17 protein-coding genes are annotated in these 16,002 nt (G+C 62.7%); 10 read left to right on the top strand and 7 right to left on the bottom strand.

The features are described 5' to 3' along the window. From ACIQTZ_RS06370 to ACIQTZ_RS06355, 4 genes are all read right to left on the bottom strand, one after another. Positions 1 to 413, bottom strand: a 413-nt coding sequence (locus ACIQTZ_RS06370) for a helix-turn-helix domain-containing protein (RefSeq protein ID WP_402978610.1), incomplete at its 3' end; no start/stop codon positions are given. 79 nt (positions 414 to 492) lie between these two features. Continuing rightward, entirely contained in the window at positions 493 to 759 is a 267-nt protein-coding gene (locus tag ACIQTZ_RS06365; RefSeq protein WP_400335730.1) for a Rho termination factor N-terminal domain-containing protein, read from the bottom strand. Positions 760 to 805: 46 nt separating this feature from the next. Beyond that, positions 806 to 1,306 (bottom strand): DUF6328 family protein, encoded by a 501-nt coding sequence (locus ACIQTZ_RS06360; protein ID WP_400335729.1) that lies wholly within the window; start codon positions 1,304 to 1,306, stop codon positions 806 to 808. Between the two features lie 137 nt (positions 1,307 to 1,443). After that, on the bottom strand, positions 1,444 to 1,614 hold the full coding sequence (locus ACIQTZ_RS06355) for a hypothetical protein (protein WP_402978607.1): 171 nt from the start codon (positions 1,612 to 1,614) through the stop codon (positions 1,444 to 1,446). A gap of 283 nt (positions 1,615 to 1,897) precedes the next feature. Between ACIQTZ_RS06355 and ACIQTZ_RS06350 the strand changes: the two genes are divergently transcribed. Both ACIQTZ_RS06350 and ACIQTZ_RS06345 read left to right on the top strand, forming a co-directional pair. Beyond that, a complete protein-coding gene (locus ACIQTZ_RS06350) occupies positions 1,898 to 2,377 on the top strand; it encodes a Dps family protein (RefSeq protein ID WP_402951399.1) in 480 nt (159 codons plus the stop codon). A 33-nt stretch (positions 2,378 to 2,410) separates the two neighbouring features. Next, entirely contained in the window at positions 2,411 to 3,367 is a 957-nt protein-coding gene (locus tag ACIQTZ_RS06345; protein WP_402978604.1) for a DNA topoisomerase IB, read from the top strand. On the opposite strand, the gene ACIQTZ_RS06340 is transcribed toward ACIQTZ_RS06345, so the two are convergent. Beyond that, positions 3,368 to 4,120 (bottom strand): FCD domain-containing protein, encoded by a 753-nt coding sequence (locus ACIQTZ_RS06340; RefSeq protein WP_402978601.1) that lies wholly within the window; start codon positions 4,118 to 4,120, stop codon positions 3,368 to 3,370. Positions 4,121 to 4,290: 170 nt separating this feature from the next. On the opposite strand from ACIQTZ_RS06340, the gene ACIQTZ_RS06335 reads away from it, so the two are divergent. The 8 genes from ACIQTZ_RS06335 to ACIQTZ_RS06300 all read left to right on the top strand — a co-directional run bounded on the left by ACIQTZ_RS06335 (position 4,291) and on the right by ACIQTZ_RS06300 (position 13,559). Continuing rightward, on the top strand, positions 4,291 to 5,250 hold the full coding sequence (locus tag ACIQTZ_RS06335) for a polysaccharide deacetylase family protein (RefSeq protein ID WP_402978599.1): 960 nt from the start codon (positions 4,291 to 4,293) through the stop codon (positions 5,248 to 5,250). Further along, on the top strand, positions 5,247 to 6,701 hold the full coding sequence (locus ACIQTZ_RS06330; RefSeq protein WP_402978596.1) for an aldehyde dehydrogenase family protein: 1,455 nt from the start codon (positions 5,247 to 5,249) through the stop codon (positions 6,699 to 6,701). The genes ACIQTZ_RS06335 and ACIQTZ_RS06330 overlap by 4 nt, the downstream gene beginning before the upstream one ends. Next, positions 6,701 to 8,092 (top strand): allantoinase AllB, encoded by a 1,392-nt coding sequence (allB, locus tag ACIQTZ_RS06325; protein ID WP_402978651.1) that lies wholly within the window; start codon positions 6,701 to 6,703, stop codon positions 8,090 to 8,092. Before ACIQTZ_RS06330 ends, allB begins: the two co-directional genes overlap by 1 nt. After that, positions 8,089 to 9,174, top strand: coding sequence for an NAD/NADP octopine/nopaline dehydrogenase family protein (locus ACIQTZ_RS06320; RefSeq protein WP_402978594.1), 1,086 nt, complete (start codon positions 8,089 to 8,091; stop codon positions 9,172 to 9,174). Before allB ends, ACIQTZ_RS06320 begins: the two co-directional genes overlap by 4 nt. Continuing rightward, positions 9,171 to 9,908, top strand: a complete 738-nt coding sequence (locus ACIQTZ_RS06315) for an SDR family NAD(P)-dependent oxidoreductase (RefSeq protein WP_402978591.1) — start codon at positions 9,171 to 9,173, stop codon at positions 9,906 to 9,908. The genes ACIQTZ_RS06320 and ACIQTZ_RS06315 overlap by 4 nt, the downstream gene beginning before the upstream one ends. Positions 9,909 to 10,086: 178 nt before the next feature. Beyond that, positions 10,087 to 11,529, top strand: a complete 1,443-nt coding sequence (locus tag ACIQTZ_RS06310) for an MFS transporter (protein WP_402978587.1) — start codon at positions 10,087 to 10,089, stop codon at positions 11,527 to 11,529. Then, a complete protein-coding gene (locus ACIQTZ_RS06305; protein ID WP_402978584.1) occupies positions 11,522 to 12,475 on the top strand; it encodes an ABC transporter substrate-binding protein in 954 nt (317 codons plus the stop codon). Before ACIQTZ_RS06310 ends, ACIQTZ_RS06305 begins: the two co-directional genes overlap by 8 nt. Further along, positions 12,465 to 13,559, top strand: coding sequence for a membrane dipeptidase (locus ACIQTZ_RS06300; RefSeq protein WP_402978648.1), 1,095 nt, complete (start codon positions 12,465 to 12,467; stop codon positions 13,557 to 13,559). Before ACIQTZ_RS06305 ends, ACIQTZ_RS06300 begins: the two co-directional genes overlap by 11 nt. A gap of 78 nt (positions 13,560 to 13,637) precedes the next feature. Here ACIQTZ_RS06300 and ACIQTZ_RS06295 read toward each other — a convergent pair whose 3' ends face one another. Both ACIQTZ_RS06295 and ACIQTZ_RS06290 read right to left on the bottom strand, forming a co-directional pair. Beyond that, positions 13,638 to 13,913: an HPr family phosphocarrier protein gene (locus ACIQTZ_RS06295; protein ID WP_397324854.1), complete on the bottom strand. Its 276-nt coding sequence runs from the start codon at positions 13,911 to 13,913 to the stop codon at positions 13,638 to 13,640. 29 nt (positions 13,914 to 13,942) lie between these two features. After that, on the bottom strand, positions 13,943 to 16,000 hold the full coding sequence (locus ACIQTZ_RS06290; protein ID WP_402978577.1) for a fructose-specific PTS transporter subunit EIIC: 2,058 nt from the start codon (positions 15,998 to 16,000) through the stop codon (positions 13,943 to 13,945). Positions 16,001 to 16,002 lie beyond the last annotated feature (2 nt).

The raw sequence follows: 16,002 nt of genomic DNA, 5'->3' as shown, positions 1-16,002 counted from the left end.
GCTTCGTTGCTTTTGAGCTTAGCGGTCTTGGGCCTGGCCGCCCTTGCGTGGGCCCGGGCGTGGGCAGTGGTGGCCCGGTAGTAGTAGACCTCATCAGCGTTACGACGCAGTTCCCGAGATATCGTCGAGGGCGACCGGTCCAACCGCCTGGCGATCTCACGGACGGATTCCTTACCCCTGAGCAAAGCGATCTGCTCGCGTTCATCAAAGGACAGCGAACGCCCCGAAAGGGTCCGGCCCCTGCGTGGCCGGATCCCTCCCGAGGACCTCAATTCATTCCGCACGGTCGTTACGGACCATCCGACGAACTCTCCTGCTTCTTCAAAGCGGGAACCGTCCGCTACCTGTTGCCAGAACGACTGAACAACCTCAGAAACCAAACGATTCGAGAACTTCACCACGGCAATCGACACCCTTCAATAATCAGGTGTTGCGATCACCGCATGATTCGAAGCGTCCAAAACGGCATCTACTGCGACCCGGTTGGGTGATTCAGTGGTTCCTCAGCATGGAAATGAGTTCGGATTTCTTCTTGTCCGAGTATCCTTTCAGGCCGAGTTCTTTTGCACGGGACTTAAGTTTGTCCACGGTCCAATCGTCGTAGTCGCCGGACTTTCCGCCCTTGCGTCCAACTTCGCCCCGGCTTTGTTTGGCAGCCGCATTCGAGATACGGGCGGCCTTCTCCTTGGAGGCTCCATCATCGCGGAGTTCCTCGTAAAGTTCGGGGTCCTTGAGGCTGGGATTCTTTTTTTCTGGCATGGTGGAGATCCTTTCTTTGGTACGTCGGCCGCGGCCGCTCCCAGCGTCAGTCCCCCCGGTTTTGCAGGGCCTTGCGATGGATCCAGAAGGGGAGTCCCACAACAATCACCAACACCACAAGGATGAGGACTGCGCCGGTGAGCAAGCCGGAATTCCTGCCCATGGCCATGTCGAAAACCAGCGCGGCCGAGCCGACAATCAGGATGGACACGCCAGCCAGAGCGAGCTTGGTGATGGTGTCTGCGCTGGAGACGAGTGTTGCCTTGAGGCCGCGCCGGAAGAGCCGTCGATGGATGCTGACGGGAAGGACAATCGTGATGGTGGTCAGTGAGGCGACCATGACGTTGAAGAGATAGAGGCCGGTCTGCCAGTCGTCCAGGGTGGAGAACCTCGACTGGAAGGGGAGCGTCAGCAGGAAGCCGCCCAGGATCTGGACTCCGGTTTGGAGGACCCGCAGTTCCTGGATCAGCTCCAGCCAGTTGCGGTCCATCTTCTCTTCGGTGGATTCATTGCGGCCGGTCCGTGCGACCGGCTCGGTATCGGCCACTTCAAGCACCTCCGCTTGGGGTAGTGCGCCGGAGGGCCGTCCCCAAGCTGCAGCATTGCTGCGGGGACAGCCCTCACGGTCTTTTTGATATCTGGGTGTGCCGGCCTGACGGCGCGGCTGGTGTCGCGCTGCGGGCTCTATACTGTGTGGCCGCGGCGACCTGACATGAAGCTGAGAAGCCAGCCGATGGCTGCGACTACCAGGAGGATGACGCCCACCCACAGCAGCCAGTTAAGGGCCGACGAGAAGCCGCCCACAAGAAGAAGGACAATCGCCACTGCACCAGCAATGATCAGAAGCGTATTCATGGTCAGCACATTCCTTTCTGGGAGGAATCCGGCGGTAAGTCGACGGGTTCCTGACATGCATTCCGTTTACTTCAATTGAGTTATGCCGGTACCCGGAAGCGTTCCACCGTTTCCATGGTGCCTGTGCCGTTGCGTGCAACCGGTCCATCCTGTGAGGTCGGTTCGCCGGTTGTGAACAGCGACACTCCTCATTGTACTACTAAGCACCCTTATGAAAGAGTTATTGAAGTAGTCACTTGGTTGATTGGGTGGACGTCCAGACGGCGTCCCAGGAGAGGAAAACATGAAAGCGTCACAGCAACTCGCAGACAACCTTCAGATCGTCCTGACAGACCTGATCGAGCTCCAACTCCAGGGAAAGCAGGCCCACTGGAACATTGTGGGCCCGAACTTCAGGGACTTGCATCTCCAGCTGGATGAACTGGTCCTTGCAACACGGCAGTTCGCGGACGATACCGCCGAGCGCATGCGTGCCCTCCACGCCCTCCCGGACGGCCGTAGCAGCACCATTGCCAAGGGCACGCGCCTTGAAGAATTCCCCGGCGGACTGGTGAACACCAAGAACGCCGTCAAACTGGTCACCGACCGAGTCGAACGTGCCGTGCAGACAATGCGCGATGTCCACGACGAAGTTGACGACGAAGACCCCACGACGGCGGACCTCCTCCATGAGTTCATCGCCCGCCTTGAGCAGTTGGCGTGGATGATCAACGCGGAGACCATGGGTTCCGGTACGGCCGTGACCGACCCCGACGAAGCCTAACCGGCCCGGGACGACGACGGCAGGGCGGCCGGAATGGCCAGGCTTCGGCGAAGCGACTTGTCCAAGCCCGGCATCGTCCGGCGCCGCTCGGGCAAGGGCTTCAGTTACCGCCACCCCGACGGAACCCTGCTCAACGAGGAGGATCGCCAGCGCATCAAAGCGCTGGCGATCCCGCCTGCGTGGACCGATGTGTGGATCAGTCCGTACGAGAACGCCCACATCCAGGCCACCGGTGTTGATGCGGCCGGTCGAAGCCAGTACATGTACCACCCGCGCTGGCGCGAACGTAAAGACACTGAGAAGTTCCAGCGCGCAGCGGAACTCGGCTCGGTTTTTCCCTCGATCCGCCGGGCCGTCACCCTGCACCTGAAGGACGCTTCCTCGCAGAAGCAGCAAACCCTGGCGGCGGCCGTCCGTCTCATGGACCTTGGTGCCCTGCGCGTTGGTTCGGAAAGCTACATGCGCCAGAACGGCTCGTATGGGCTGACCACCCTGAGGTGCAGGCACGCCCGCATCAAAGACGATGCCGTGGCCCTGAAATTTCCCGGCAAGAGCGGGCAGTGGTGGGATACGTCCATCAATGACCCCGTCCTGGCGGCCTTTTTGGAACCTTTGGCGCGCAGGCCCGGCAAGGAACGGCTGCTGTCGTACAAGGACGACGGCGTCTGGGTCCCCTTGGATGGGCACATGGTCAACGAGTACCTCCGAAGCATCGCGGGGGAGGCGTACACGTCCAAGGATTTCCGCACCTGGAAGGGCACGGCAGCGGCAGCCCTGTGCCTCCTGAAGAATGACGGAACCATGACCCGTCCCCAAGCCTTGGTGAAAGCCATGAAGGAGGCTGCGGAGATGCTGGGCAACACCCCTGCCGTGGCCCGCACGTCCTACGTGGACCCGCGGATCGTGGAGGCCTACCTCGACGGCGGGCTTGAGAAGATCAAGCCCACGGAACCCTCGATCGCCGAGTTCCTGATCGGGAAGCAGAGCTGATCACTTTCCCTTGGAGGCTGTCTTCTCCAGGTAACTCCGGACTGCCTCAATAAGGTGTTCGACGTGCAGGTTCATGAGGCGCCCGGCCAGTTCAACGTCGCGATTCACCAGCGCTGCGGCCAGTTCTGAATGGTCGTGCGCCTGCTCTGCCACGACTTTCGAATTCAGGGAGACTTCCTCGAGCACCCTGGTCAGATTCGGATTCGCCGGCTCAATGAGGAGATCTGCCATGGAGATGAGGATGCGGTTGCGCGTGGCTGCAGCTATGGAGCGGTGGAAGGTTGTTGACGATTCCCGGTCCGGCGACGAACCTGCCTCCACTGCTTTGCGGTGGCTCGCGGCCTGACGCGCGATCTCGGCAAGGTCCTCATCGGTGGCGTCCGCTGCGGCCAGGCGTGCGCCCTCGGATTCGACGGCCCGGCGCACCACCAGAATGTCCAGAAGTTCGCTGAGATCTGTGGTGCTTGCGGCGAGGACAAGGTTGGCGCCGTTTTCCTGGACCCGGAGGGCTCCCTTGAGTTCCTCCAGGCGCCTTTGCCCCAGTTCCGTGACCACGCGTCCTTGCTTGGGGCGGGGGATCACGGTGAAACCTTGCTTATCAAGGGAGCGCAGGAAACGTCCGGCCGTGGCTTCTGCCAGGTGGATGCCGGACTCGTTCAGGGCCTCCGCCAAGCGCGAGGATCCTACGGGCCGTTCCGATTCCCGGATGAGGGTGAGGGCCAGGATTTCCATCTCGATATTCGGCGATGTCACCGGGTGTGCCCTTCTTCCTCGTTGAATCGTCCGCTCGGTTGCATTCAGCCATCTTCCCATAGCCCTCCCGCCCTTGAGCGGTTTGGTGGGCTGTTGACTCCGCAACTATTGTACTTCATCATTGGTGATGAAGTAGTCGATGCTTGTAATCAGGAAAGTGGGTGGAGGCAATGACTGATTCTTCTTACGATGCAGGCCCTGCGCGGGACTTCATCGGATACGGGAGGAATAAGCCTAAGGTCACGTGGCCGGGGAATGCGGCCATAGCAGTGAATTTTTGCATCGCCTATGAGGAAGGTGCTGAGCGTAGCGTCCTGGAAGGTGATCCGCACGGCGAAAGCCTGGGGCCGGGGCGCGATCCTCAGCCGGGGAAGCGGGACCTCGCCGTCGAATCCATCTATGAATACGGCAGCCGGGCCGGCATCTGGCGGATAGCCGATCTGCTCGACGAATACGGACTGCCCGCCACGCTTTTTGCGCCAGCTGTGGCTCTGGAGAAGAACCCCGAGGTCAGCGGATGGGTTGCCGAGCGGGGCCATGATATCTGCGCCCACGGATGGCGGTGGACGGACCCGGCAGAGCTTACGCCGGAGCAGGAACGGGAACGTATCAAGCTTGCCGTGGAATCGATTGAGCGGACGTGCGGACGCCGCCCCGTGGGATGGCGATCCAGAACCGGCCCAAGCCTGCACACCAGGCGGCTCATTGTTGAAGAGGGCGGGTTTATTTACGACTCCGACGCCTATAACGACGATCTCCCCTACTTCCTGGACGTCGGCGCCCGCGAGCACCTGGTGGTTCCCTACACGCTGACTTATACCGAGGGGCGGCTGGTCCAGCCCATGGGGTTCACCAGTCCTTTCGATTTCTGGGAGACCTGCACGCGCGGCCTTGATGAGCTGAGGCGGGAAGGTCACCGGGGCACGCCAAAAATGATGTCCATCGGAATTCATCCACGGCACACGGGCCAGGCGGGCCGAATGGCCGGCCTCCGTGATTTTGTGGAGCACGCATTGGGTGCGGGCGATGTCCTGTTCAGCACCCGCGAGGCCATAGCCCGGCACTGGATCAGCGAACGGCCCTCATTCCAGGCTCCACTCCATCCAGCAAAACCAGGAGGAAAACCATGACGCAGCAATCACTCGGCACGCAGCGCCGGACGGGACACATCAACGGCAGGGCAGTAGACACGGACGACTCTTTCGTCGTCCTGGACCCCGCCACCGGGCGGCCACTGGCGGATGTTGCTGCCTGTGGTGCGGAACAGGTGGACCAGGCCGTCACCGCCGCCCGGTTGGCCTACGAATCCGGGTGGAAGCGAACTTCAGCCGCCGAACGGGCAACGATGCTCCGGAAAATTTCTGCGGCCATCGTGGCCAACGGCCAAGAATTGGCCAGGATCGAAAGCCAGGACACGGGCAAGCCATTGCGTCAGGCCGTGGTGGATGTGAATTTCGCTGCCCGGTTCTTCGAGTTCTACTCCAACATGGTGGAGGCGGTGTTCGGCAGCATCATTCCGGCGGGGACGGACCGTGTGACGTTCTCGATCCGCGAACCCTATGGCGTAACCGGCCACATCACCCCCTGGAACTACCCGCTGGGGCTGGCCACACGGACCATTGCCCCTTCTCTGGCTGCCGGTAATTGCTGCGTGCTTAAGCCGGCCGAGGAAGCTCCGCTGTCCACCCTCCGCCTGGCCGAAATCATGAGCGATGCCGGGCTGCCGGACGGAGTGCTCAACGTGGTACCGGGCAGGGGACCGGAAGCGGGCGCTGCGCTGGCAGCGCACCCCGGTTTGGGAAAGCTGTCCTTTACGGGATCGGTTCCGGTGGGTATCCGGATTGGCCAGGCGACCGCAGCCAACCTGGTCCCTGCGGACCTTGAGTTGGGCGGCAAATCGCCAAACATCGTGTTCGGCGACGCCGATCTCGCCGCCGCATCCAAGGTAGTGGCGCAATCGATCCTTCAAAATGCCGGCCAGACGTGCTCTGCAGGCTCACGCTTGCTGGTGCACCGGAGCGTCCACCAGGAACTCGTTGAGCGGCTGGTGCGGATCTTCGCGGACACCACGCTTGGCCATGGACTGGATGACCCCGGCCTTGGACCCGTGATCTCGCGGAAGCAGCAGCAGAGGGTGCTCGATTACATAGCCCTGGGACGCGGCGAAGGCGAGCTTTTAGTGGGCGGGGGAGCGCCGGGCGACCCTGCGTTGGAGGGCGGTAACTTCATCCTGCCCACGATCTTTGACGGCGTTTCTTCCGCGGCGTCCATCGCGCAGCAGGAGATTTTTGGACCTGTCCTGACTGTCACCACCTTCGATGACACTGACGAGGCGGTCTCGCTCGCGAATGGTACCGACTATGGGCTGGTCGCCGGGGTATGGACTGCGAACGTCGGCCGGGCGCACCGGTTGATCCGGGACCTGAACTGTGGCCAAGTCATGGTCAATACGTTCTCCAATGGTGTGGAACTTCCTTTCAGTGGCCGCAAGCAGTCGGGCTACGGGACTTCGAAGAGCTACGAGGCACTGCTTGGTTTCACGCAGACAAAGGGTGCCGTGATCATGATGTCGGAGCAGTGATGGAACAGTCCGGGATATTGATAGCTGGTGGGCGTGTGGTCCTGCCGGATCGCGTTGTCGAGGCCGACCTCCTGGTGAAGGACGGCAAAATCTCTGGCCTCATGGACCGTGGTGGAATTACTCCTCCGGATGTTTCCCAGTCCGTGGAAATCGTAGACGCCAGCAACCTCGTCGTCATGGCCGGAATGATCGACACGCACGTGCACCTGCGCGATCCGGGCCACCCGCACCGGGAAACCTTTGCGACCGGAACCAGTGCCGCCGCCATTGGTGGCGTGACCACGGTTTTGGAAATGCCGTCCGGGATCCCTGCGGTGGCGGATGCGGAAAGCTGGCATTACAAGAATCAGGTGGTAGCGCCAAAGGCCTACGTCGATTACGGACTTTATGGCGGAGCCGGGCACACCAACACCAACCGGATAGCCGAGCAGGCCGCCGCGGGTGCGGTGGCGTTCAAATCCTTCATGAATGCACCCGCACCCAACGCCGATCCGGGGTTCGATACCCGGGCACTGCCTGACGACGCTTCCTTCCTTGCCGCCATGGAGGCGATCGCAGTGACCGGCCGCGTCGCCGTCGTGCACGCCGAAAGTGACTCCATCTGCGGGTGCCTTGCCGCGCAGATGAAGAACCTCGGACGAAAGGACCTGCGCGCCCACGCACAATCCCGGCCGCCGTTGGCCGAAGAGGAAGCGGTGGCGCGGGCTATCCTCCTGGCTGGCGCTGCGGGTGCCAGGTTGTCCATCGCGCACATCAGTACGGGTGCTGCGGTGGAGCGGGTCCGATGGGCGAAAGCCCAGGGGCAGGCGCTGACGGCCGAAGTGTGCCCGCACCACTTGTTCCACACCTTGTCCGCCAGCGAGCACCTGGGACCCTACGCTAAGGTCAACCCACCGCTCCGCGGAGACGAGGACGTCGAAGCGCTCTGGGCAGGACTGGCCGATGGAACCATCGACTACATCGGCACGGACCACGCCCCCTACACTCCCGCGGACAAGGACAAGGGTTGGAACGACATTTGGAGCGCCCCATCAGGGGTCCATGGCCTTGAATCCGTGGTTCCGGCCCTGCTGACGGCCGTCAACGAGGGGAGGATCACCCTGCCCCGGCTGACCCGCGCCATCTCTCAGCGGGCCGCCGAAGTGTTCGGGCTGAGATCCAAGGGCGAACTGCGGGTAGGCGCCGACGCCGACCTGATTCTGGTTGACTTGGAGCGCGAGGGTGTGATTGATCCCTCGGGCCAACACTCGGCGAGCAAGGATGCTGCCAAGCTCTGGGCGGGGCGCCAGACAAGGGGCGCAGTCACGGCGACGTACGTCCGGGGACACCTCGTTGCCAAGGACGGGCAGGTGACCGGACGTCCCGGTTTCGGCGAACTGGTGTGCCCGTGACACGCATTGGTATCGTCGGCTGCGGCAGCACGGGCCTGGCTTTGGCTGCCCACCTCATGCAGCAGGGTGCAACTGTCCAGTGCATGGTGGATCAGGGGCATGCGCTGCTGCACCGGCTCCGGCACGCAGGACGGATATCCCTGACAGGGCACTTGGGGATTGCCCATTTTCCGGCTCCCCCGTACACGGATGACTATGCCAGCCTGACGGGCTGCGACGTGGTCTTCGTTGCGACCACTGCCGACAGGCACTTGACGCTGGCCCGCCACTTGGCGCCGGTTCTGCGATCCGGCCAGCTTTGCGTCCTCGTCACCGGGTACGTCAACGGGGTTGCAGCCTTCGAAAATGCGCTCGCCGCCGCCGGTGCCACTGTCGGCAGTGCATGCGTGGCAGCACTCAACACCACACCCCATCTTTCCTACGCTTCGGGCGATGGAAGCGTGCACGTCGCCGCGGTCAAGACGTGGTTCGAAGTCTCGGCCAGCACGACGGCAGCATCCAAAGAAGGGGCCATCCGCTTGGCCGAATGGTTTCCGGCCGCATCGCCGGCGCGCCATCAATTCTCTTCTTCCCTTAACAATCCGAACCCCACAGCCCACGTGCCCGCTGCTGTTCTAAACGCAGTCGCCGCCTCCAAGGAAGCTCACGGGTTGGTGCCGCCCCAGGGGGCATTCCATTTGGGCGACTTTGGCGCCCCGGCGCTTGAGGCGCTTAGGAACGTACTCGACGCCGAGCGGCTGGCTGTGATGCGTGCCCTCGGGTTGGGTGCACATTTCGTGGGCAGAAATGACTTTGGCCTGCGGGCTTATGGTCCCGGCGCCCGTGAACCAGATCCACCGAGAACCGGCCACACGTTCCAGCGACGATTCGTAACTGAAGATGTTCCATGCGGCTTGGTTCCGATTGAGTCGCTGGGGATATGGGCCGGGATCCGGACTCCGTCCATTTCCGCCCTCATCTCCTTTATCTGTGCCTTGGAAGGGCGTGATTTCCGGGTTCACCCGACGGTAGGACCCCGTCTGGTTGGATGGCGCGGGGCGGGCAGGGCACACCAACCAGTCGAAATAGGAGCCTCCCCATGAACAGTTCATTTCCCTTTGCAGGCAAACGGATCGCAGTGACAGGCGGCGCCCGGGGGATAGGCAAGGGCGTCTCCGAACGCTTCGCCGGAGCGGGCGCTTCGGTTTTCTTGCTGGACATCGATGGTGAAGAGGTTGCGCTGGCGGCCGAAGCCATTCCCCGTGCGACGGCGGTGCATCTGGACGTTGCCGACGGCCCCGCCACCGAATCCTTCTTTGCCGCCCAAGCACCCTTCGATGTAGTGGTAGCCAACGCCGGGGTCTCCTTGCCTAAGGCAGCCGCCGTGGACACCAGCAACGAAACCTGGGACTGGCTGATAGACAACAACCTCAAGGGGGCCTTCAATACCATGCGCTCCGGGGCGGCTGCGATGCTGGCACATGGACGTCCCGGCAGGATCATCGTGACTTCCTCAGTGGCAGGCCTCACCGCAGAGCCAGGGTACTCGGTGTACGCAGCAGCAAAGTGGGGTCTGATGGGACTCGTGAAATCGATGGCCATGGAACTGGCGCCGTCCGGAATCCTGGTTAACGGCGTGTGTCCTGGCGATGTCCGGACGGGCTTTCTGGATGCTACCGCCGGAAGCGACGTCTACAGCGGTGCACTGGGAAGGCCTGCCGGCATTGCAGAGATGACAGGCATCTACCTGTGGCTTGCGGGTCCCGAAGCAAGCTACGCGGTGGGCGAGATGGTGGTCTTGGACGGCGGACTCTCACTATCTGCGATGGCTCAGTAACTTGCTTCGCCAGCAAATAAATCTATTGCATCATCATCGATGATGAAGTAGATTTATGGTACGGATCACAGAAGCCCATAGGCCCGCTCTCCGGTTCCAGGAACACCTCACCCGGCGGCAAAGATGCCGCCACCACTGAATCTTCGATGCACTCAGCCATCTCCAGGAGGCACCAAAAATGAGTTCTCTAGACATCAAGGGCGGCAGCCCCAGACTTAATTCCATGCTGTTGAAACTGTCCGAATCGGTGGACAAGATCCCGCTCACCCGGACTCACTGGGCGACGATCCTGTTGGTTGTTGCCGGCATGTTCTTCGACATCCTGGAGTCCAACTCCCTGGGCCTGGCCGGCCCCCAAATCATTGCGACCTTCGGGATCTCCAAAGCTGAATTCGCGCTGATCAGTTCCATGACATTCATTGGACTGACCGTTGGGGCCTACCTCGGCGGCATGCTCTCCGATATCAAGGGCAGGAAATTCGCCCTGGTGGCCAACCTCGTTGTGTACTCCGTGGGCGGTGTGCTGTGCGCACTCGCCCCCAACTACGAAGTCCTCATGGGGTCCAGGCTCATTGTCGGCATCGGCCTGGGCGGCGAGTTGGCCGTTGGCATCGCCCTCATTTGTGAAATCATGCCCACCAAGTACCGGGCCCAAGCCGTGGCAGCGCTGAACGTCGGGTCGGGCGGGCTCGGAAACGTCGTCGCTCCGGCCTACGCGGCGCTGGTCCTGGTGGCCCTCGGCAACTTCTTCGGCGGCCCACAGGTTGCCTGGCGCTGGCTGTTCGGCCTGCTGATCCTTCCCGTACTGCTGGTCCTGGTTATCCGACGAAACATGCCGGAGTCGCCGCGGTTCCTGCTTACCCGTGGGGACATAGCCGGTGCGAACAGGAGCCTGTCCGCCTTGGCCGCGGGCAAGGTGCCCGACGAAGAGATCCACATCCGCGAGGACCAGCTGGAAGCCGACAGCAGCGTTGTCCCGGTCCGTCCGGAGAAGATCCGGCTCGGCGAAATCTTCACCCGCGGGCTGCGTCGCCGCACGGCAACGGCCAGCGGCGCGTACTTCATGGTGGTGGCCGCGCAGATGTCGCTGCTGACGCTCATGCCCACTTTCCTGGTGGCCCGCGGTTCCACCCTGGGCCAAAGCCTCCTCTACACCTTGATCATGCAGATCGGCAGCCTCCTCGGCGCCCTTTGCGCTGCGACCGTCACGTACCGGTTCCGGCGACGGACCGTCATGGTCACCGGTGCGATCCTCGGCTGCCTGGTTGGCCTTGGCTTTGGCCTCCTGGCCACCACTGATCCCCTCATCCTGATCTTCGGTTCACTGTTCCAGTTCTTCACGCTGCTGCTGACCACCACCCTGTGGTCGTGGGCTCCCGAATTGTTCCCCACCCGGGTTCGCGGCTTCGGAGTCTCCTTCGTCAAGGGCACCGGTGGCCTGGGCATCATCGTGATGCCGCCACTGATCGCCCTGATCTTCGACAAGGCCGGACTGCCAGGTGTATTCACCACCATGGCCATCATGTTCGCCATAACCGCGGTGCTTGGACTCGCCGGGGTGGAAACCAAGGACCAGACGCTAGAGGAAGCCAACGAAGCGAGGCCGGTCTTCCATGCTTGACCACCACACGGGCCGCGGCGTTGTCCGCATCGCTGCAGCCCGCAACCTTGCCTATCTGCCGCACTACGTGGGGCTCTCCCGCGGCTACTTCGCCGAGCGCGGCCTGGACGTCCGGATCATCGAACAGACCCCCGGACACAGCACCATCACTGAGGCCGTGGCACGCGGAGAAGCGGACCTGGTGCTGGGAAGCGTGGTCTTTGCCGACAGGCTCAACAGGACAACGCCCAGTGTGGTCGCGGCAGTCAGCAATACGCAGACGCGGCATTTCCTGTTCAGGAAAGCCGACGCCGAAGCATCACTCCAAGCACCAAAGGCCTTCGACTGGCAGTCCCTTCGCGGCAGTGTGGTGCTGGTGGCACCGAGCTATGTGCCGACATCGTGGGTTGCCTTCATGGAGATCCTCCACCGGAACGACGTTCCGTTGGGCGATATCAAGCTCCTGATCGGGTACCAGCCTGAAGCAGTGGTGGAAGAATTCATCAACGGTCCGGGGGACTTTCTTCTGGCAGGCGGCCAGGAAGCACAAGACCCACGCTTGGCCGAAGCTGTTGCACTGGCCGAAGGCCTGGGTCCGGTGCCATGGTCGGTCTACTGCGCAACGCGTGCTTGGGCACAAGGCCATGTCCAGGAGCTTGAAGCGTTCCGTGCCGGCCTGGGCGAAGCCCAGCTATGGCTGGCTGGGCGTACCGCCAAGGTTGCGGCTGCAGCCGCGGCGGAATTCTTTCCGGATATCCCGGCTGTTGAACTTGAGGCCACGATCGCACAGTTCCAACGGATCGGCTTCTGGGCGAAGTCATCACGCGCCGTTCCGGAGCAGTTCGAGTCGTGGCAGTCCGCGCTGGTGCGGTCAGGGTTGCTGGCTTCCGATACCCTGCTCCTGACCATGCTGGAGGCCGGCGATGCAGAGCAGAAAGGAACGGAACGTGACACAGATGCAGCTTGAGCACCCCTATCTGTCCAGGATGCCGAGCCGGGACGAGGAACAACGGGCTTTGGAACTCCATGCCCGCGCCACCGTGGTGGATACCTGCGGAGCAATCCCTCCCGGCAGTGGGGGATCCCTGGATGAATCCATAGCCCTTTTGCGCCTCGGCGGAGTGGACTGCGTCGGAATGACCCTCTCGGCCGAGGAACATGACCAGCGAGCCGCCATGGACCAGATCATCTTTTGGAATAGGAATATCCGGAAGCATTCCGAAGACCTCGTGAAAGCCACCTGCGCGGACGACATCCGGCAGGCCAAGGAGGACGGACGCATTGCGGTCTACTACCTTTTCCAGAACGCCAAGCCTTTCGGCGACGATCCCGGAAATGTGGAGCTGTTCAAGGACATGGGCGTGGTGTCGTCAGCGATCACGTACAACAAGCGCAACTTTCTGGGGGATGGGTGCGCCGAACCCGAGGACTCGGGCATCAGCACCATTGGCAGGGAGATGATTGCCGAGATGAACCGGGTGGGTATGCTGGTTGATTTGTCGCATGGCGGCAAGCGCACCCAGTTGACGGCCGCCCAGGCCTCCATCTCAGCGCCGTATTTCTCCCATAACAACTGCTACTCCGTGTTTGGAAACCGGCGCAACGCAACGGACCAGACCATGCAGGTGGTGGCGGACAAGGGCGGCATGATGAGCACCATGCCACTGGAGATCAACCATGATCCAGAAGCCACAGTAGCCAATATGGTGGACCACCTCATGCACACGTTGGACATCTTCGGACCCAACGGCGCGGGCATCTGCACTGACTTTCCCAAGGGCCGCCGGAGTGTCTACGAGACCGCCTACATCGATCAGGAGGGCTACCTCAATATCCAGTACGACGGCACGCTGTACGTCAAACGCATGAAATGGGAGGGGCCGGGCTGCTTGCAGACTCCACCGTGGTACCCCTATGCCGAAGGCGTGAAGAGCTACGAGGGTTTGCCTAACATCACGCGGGAGCTGGTACTGAGAGGCGTGGAGGACAGCACGATCGTTGCGGCGCTCGGCGAAAACTTCATTGACCTGATGAGCCGGGTAGTTGGCTAAGCAAACAACTGACACTGAAAGAGCCTGGTGACACCCATATCCGGGTGTCACCAGGCCCTTCTGTTGTTCAGGCAACGATCAGGCGTCGTGGTCCGTTTCGAGGATCTTCACGAGGCTCTCCAGGGCGGCGTCCGCACCTTCACCCTCGGCCCGCAGCACCACGACGTCGCCGTGTGAAGCGCCGAGGCTCATAAGGGACAGGATGCTGGCAGCATCCATGGCGTCGTCGGCCGGCTCGCCTTCGCGGGCGATGGTGACCTCAAGGTCCAGGTCCCCCGCGGCTTCGGCGAAGATGGCTGCCGGACGGGCGTGGAGGCCGACACGGCTGGCGATGGTGGCTGTACGTTCAGGCATTGGTGCTCCTTTGTGAGGTTGTGGAGAGTCTAGACGGTTGCGGGTACGGGTTCGGCCTCAACGGCCTCCGGCTTGCGGACGGCCCAACGCTTGAGGGCGATGACCAGGAGGGCGGTGATGACAACGCCAACAGCGATCGACAGGAAGAACAACAGGAAGTTGTCGATGGCGAAGAAGACGAACAGGCCACCGTGCGGTGCCTTGGAGGTGACAGCGAAGGCCATGGACAGTGCACCGGTCACTGCGCCGCCCACCATGCTGGCGGGGATGACGCGGAGCGGATCGGCAGCGGCGAACGGGATGGCGCCTTCGGAGATGAAGGATGCCCCCAGGAGCCAGGCGGCCTTGCCGTTCTCACGCTCGGCGAGGGAGAACAGCTTCTTGTCCAGCACGGTTGCCAGGGCCATGGCCAGCGGCGGAACCATGCCTGCTGCCATGACTGCGGCCATGATCTGCCACGGTGCCTGGTTGGTCACTGAAGCGGTACCGAGGCCGGCAACGGCGAAGGAGTAGGCAACCTTGTTGACCGGGCCACCCAGGTCGAAGCACATCATGAGGCCGAGGATGATGCCCAGGATGATGGCACCTGCGCCGGTGAGGCCGGACAGGCCGGTGTTGAGGGCGTTGGTCAGGGCGACGATCGGTGCACCGAGGATCAGGAACATCAGGCCTGAGGCCACCAGGGAGGCCAGGAGTGGAATGATCACCACCGGCATCAGGCCGCGGAGCCAGCGGGCCACGTTGAGCTTGCCCAACTGGTAGGCGATGTAGCCGGCCAGGAGACCACCGACGATGCCGCCCAGGAAGCCTGCGCCCATGAACCCGGAGACAGCACCGGCCACGAAGCCCGGCGCGATGCCCGGCCGGTCGGCAATGGCGTAGGCGATGTAACCAGCCAAAGCCGGAACCAGGAAGCCCAGGGACAGGGCGCCGATCTTGAAGAGCACTGCGCCAAGGTAGGCGCCCAAGGGACCCCAGGCGTTGTCCGGGAACTCGGTGGGCAGGTTGAAGATGCTGTTCTCAACCACGATCTTGTCCGCGAAGCCCGTGATCAGGTAGCCGCCCAGGAGGAAGCCCAACGCAATCAGCAGGCCGCCACCGGCAACAAACGGAATCATGTAGGACACACCCGTGAGGAGGGCGCGCTTCAGCTTCTGGCCGATGTGCTCGCTCTTCTCCTCGGCCTCACGTTCAGCCTGCTCTTCTGCCCCAAAATGGGCCACGCGGTGTGCGTGGGGATCGTCGGCGGCAGCGAGGGCTTCCTGGACCATCTTGGCGGGCTCGTCGATGCCGCGCTTGACCGGAGCATTGATGACCGGCTTGCCGGCAAAGCGCTCCTTGCCGCGAACGTCCACGTCGACGGCGAAAATCACCGCATCTGCCGCAGCGATCACCGCCGGGTCCAGCGGCTTGGCGCCCGAGGAACCCTGGGTTTCAACCTGCAGGTCCACGCCCATCTCGGCAGCAGCGGCAACCAGCGAGTCCGCTGCCATGTAGGTGTGCGCAATGCCGGTGGGGCAGGCCGTAACTGCCACGAGGCGCTTGGGCGCGGCGGCCGCCGTCGGGCTTCCCGCGGGGGCTGCAGAAGCGGCCGGTGCGGCCGCAGCAGCAGGTTCCGCGGCGTGCGCTGCGGGCTTGTCCGCCAGCGCGCCGTCTACCAAGTCCACGATCTCCTGCTCCGACGAAGCCGCACGGAGCGCCGCCGTGAAGTCCTTCTTGATGAGTGAGCGGGCCAGCTTGGAGAGCAGCTTCAGGTGTTCCTGGTCCGCGCCGTCCGGGGCTGCGATGAAGAAGATGAGGTCCGCCGGACCGTCCTTCGCGCCGAAGTCCACTTTGTGGGACAGTCGGGCCATGGCCAAGGCGGGTTCCGTGACGGCGGCCGAACGGCAGTGCGGGATGGCAATGCCGCCGGGAACGCCGGTAGCGGTCTTCTGTTCACGGGCGAAGGCGTCAGTGAAGAGCCCTTCAACCTCGGAAGCACGGCCAGCGTCGGCTACTTTGCCGGCCAGGACACGGATGACGTCGGCGGGGGCATCGCCCAGGTTCTGGTCGAGGGTGACCAATTGGGGTGTGATCAGCTGGGTCACTG

This window comes from Paenarthrobacter sp. NPDC090520, from assembly GCF_044769205.1.
In the GTDB taxonomy this organism is placed as follows: domain Bacteria; phylum Actinomycetota; class Actinomycetes; order Actinomycetales; family Micrococcaceae; genus Arthrobacter.
The sequence above is the reverse complement of the archived record's forward strand: the minus strand, read 5'-3'. Positions and strand labels throughout refer to the sequence as shown.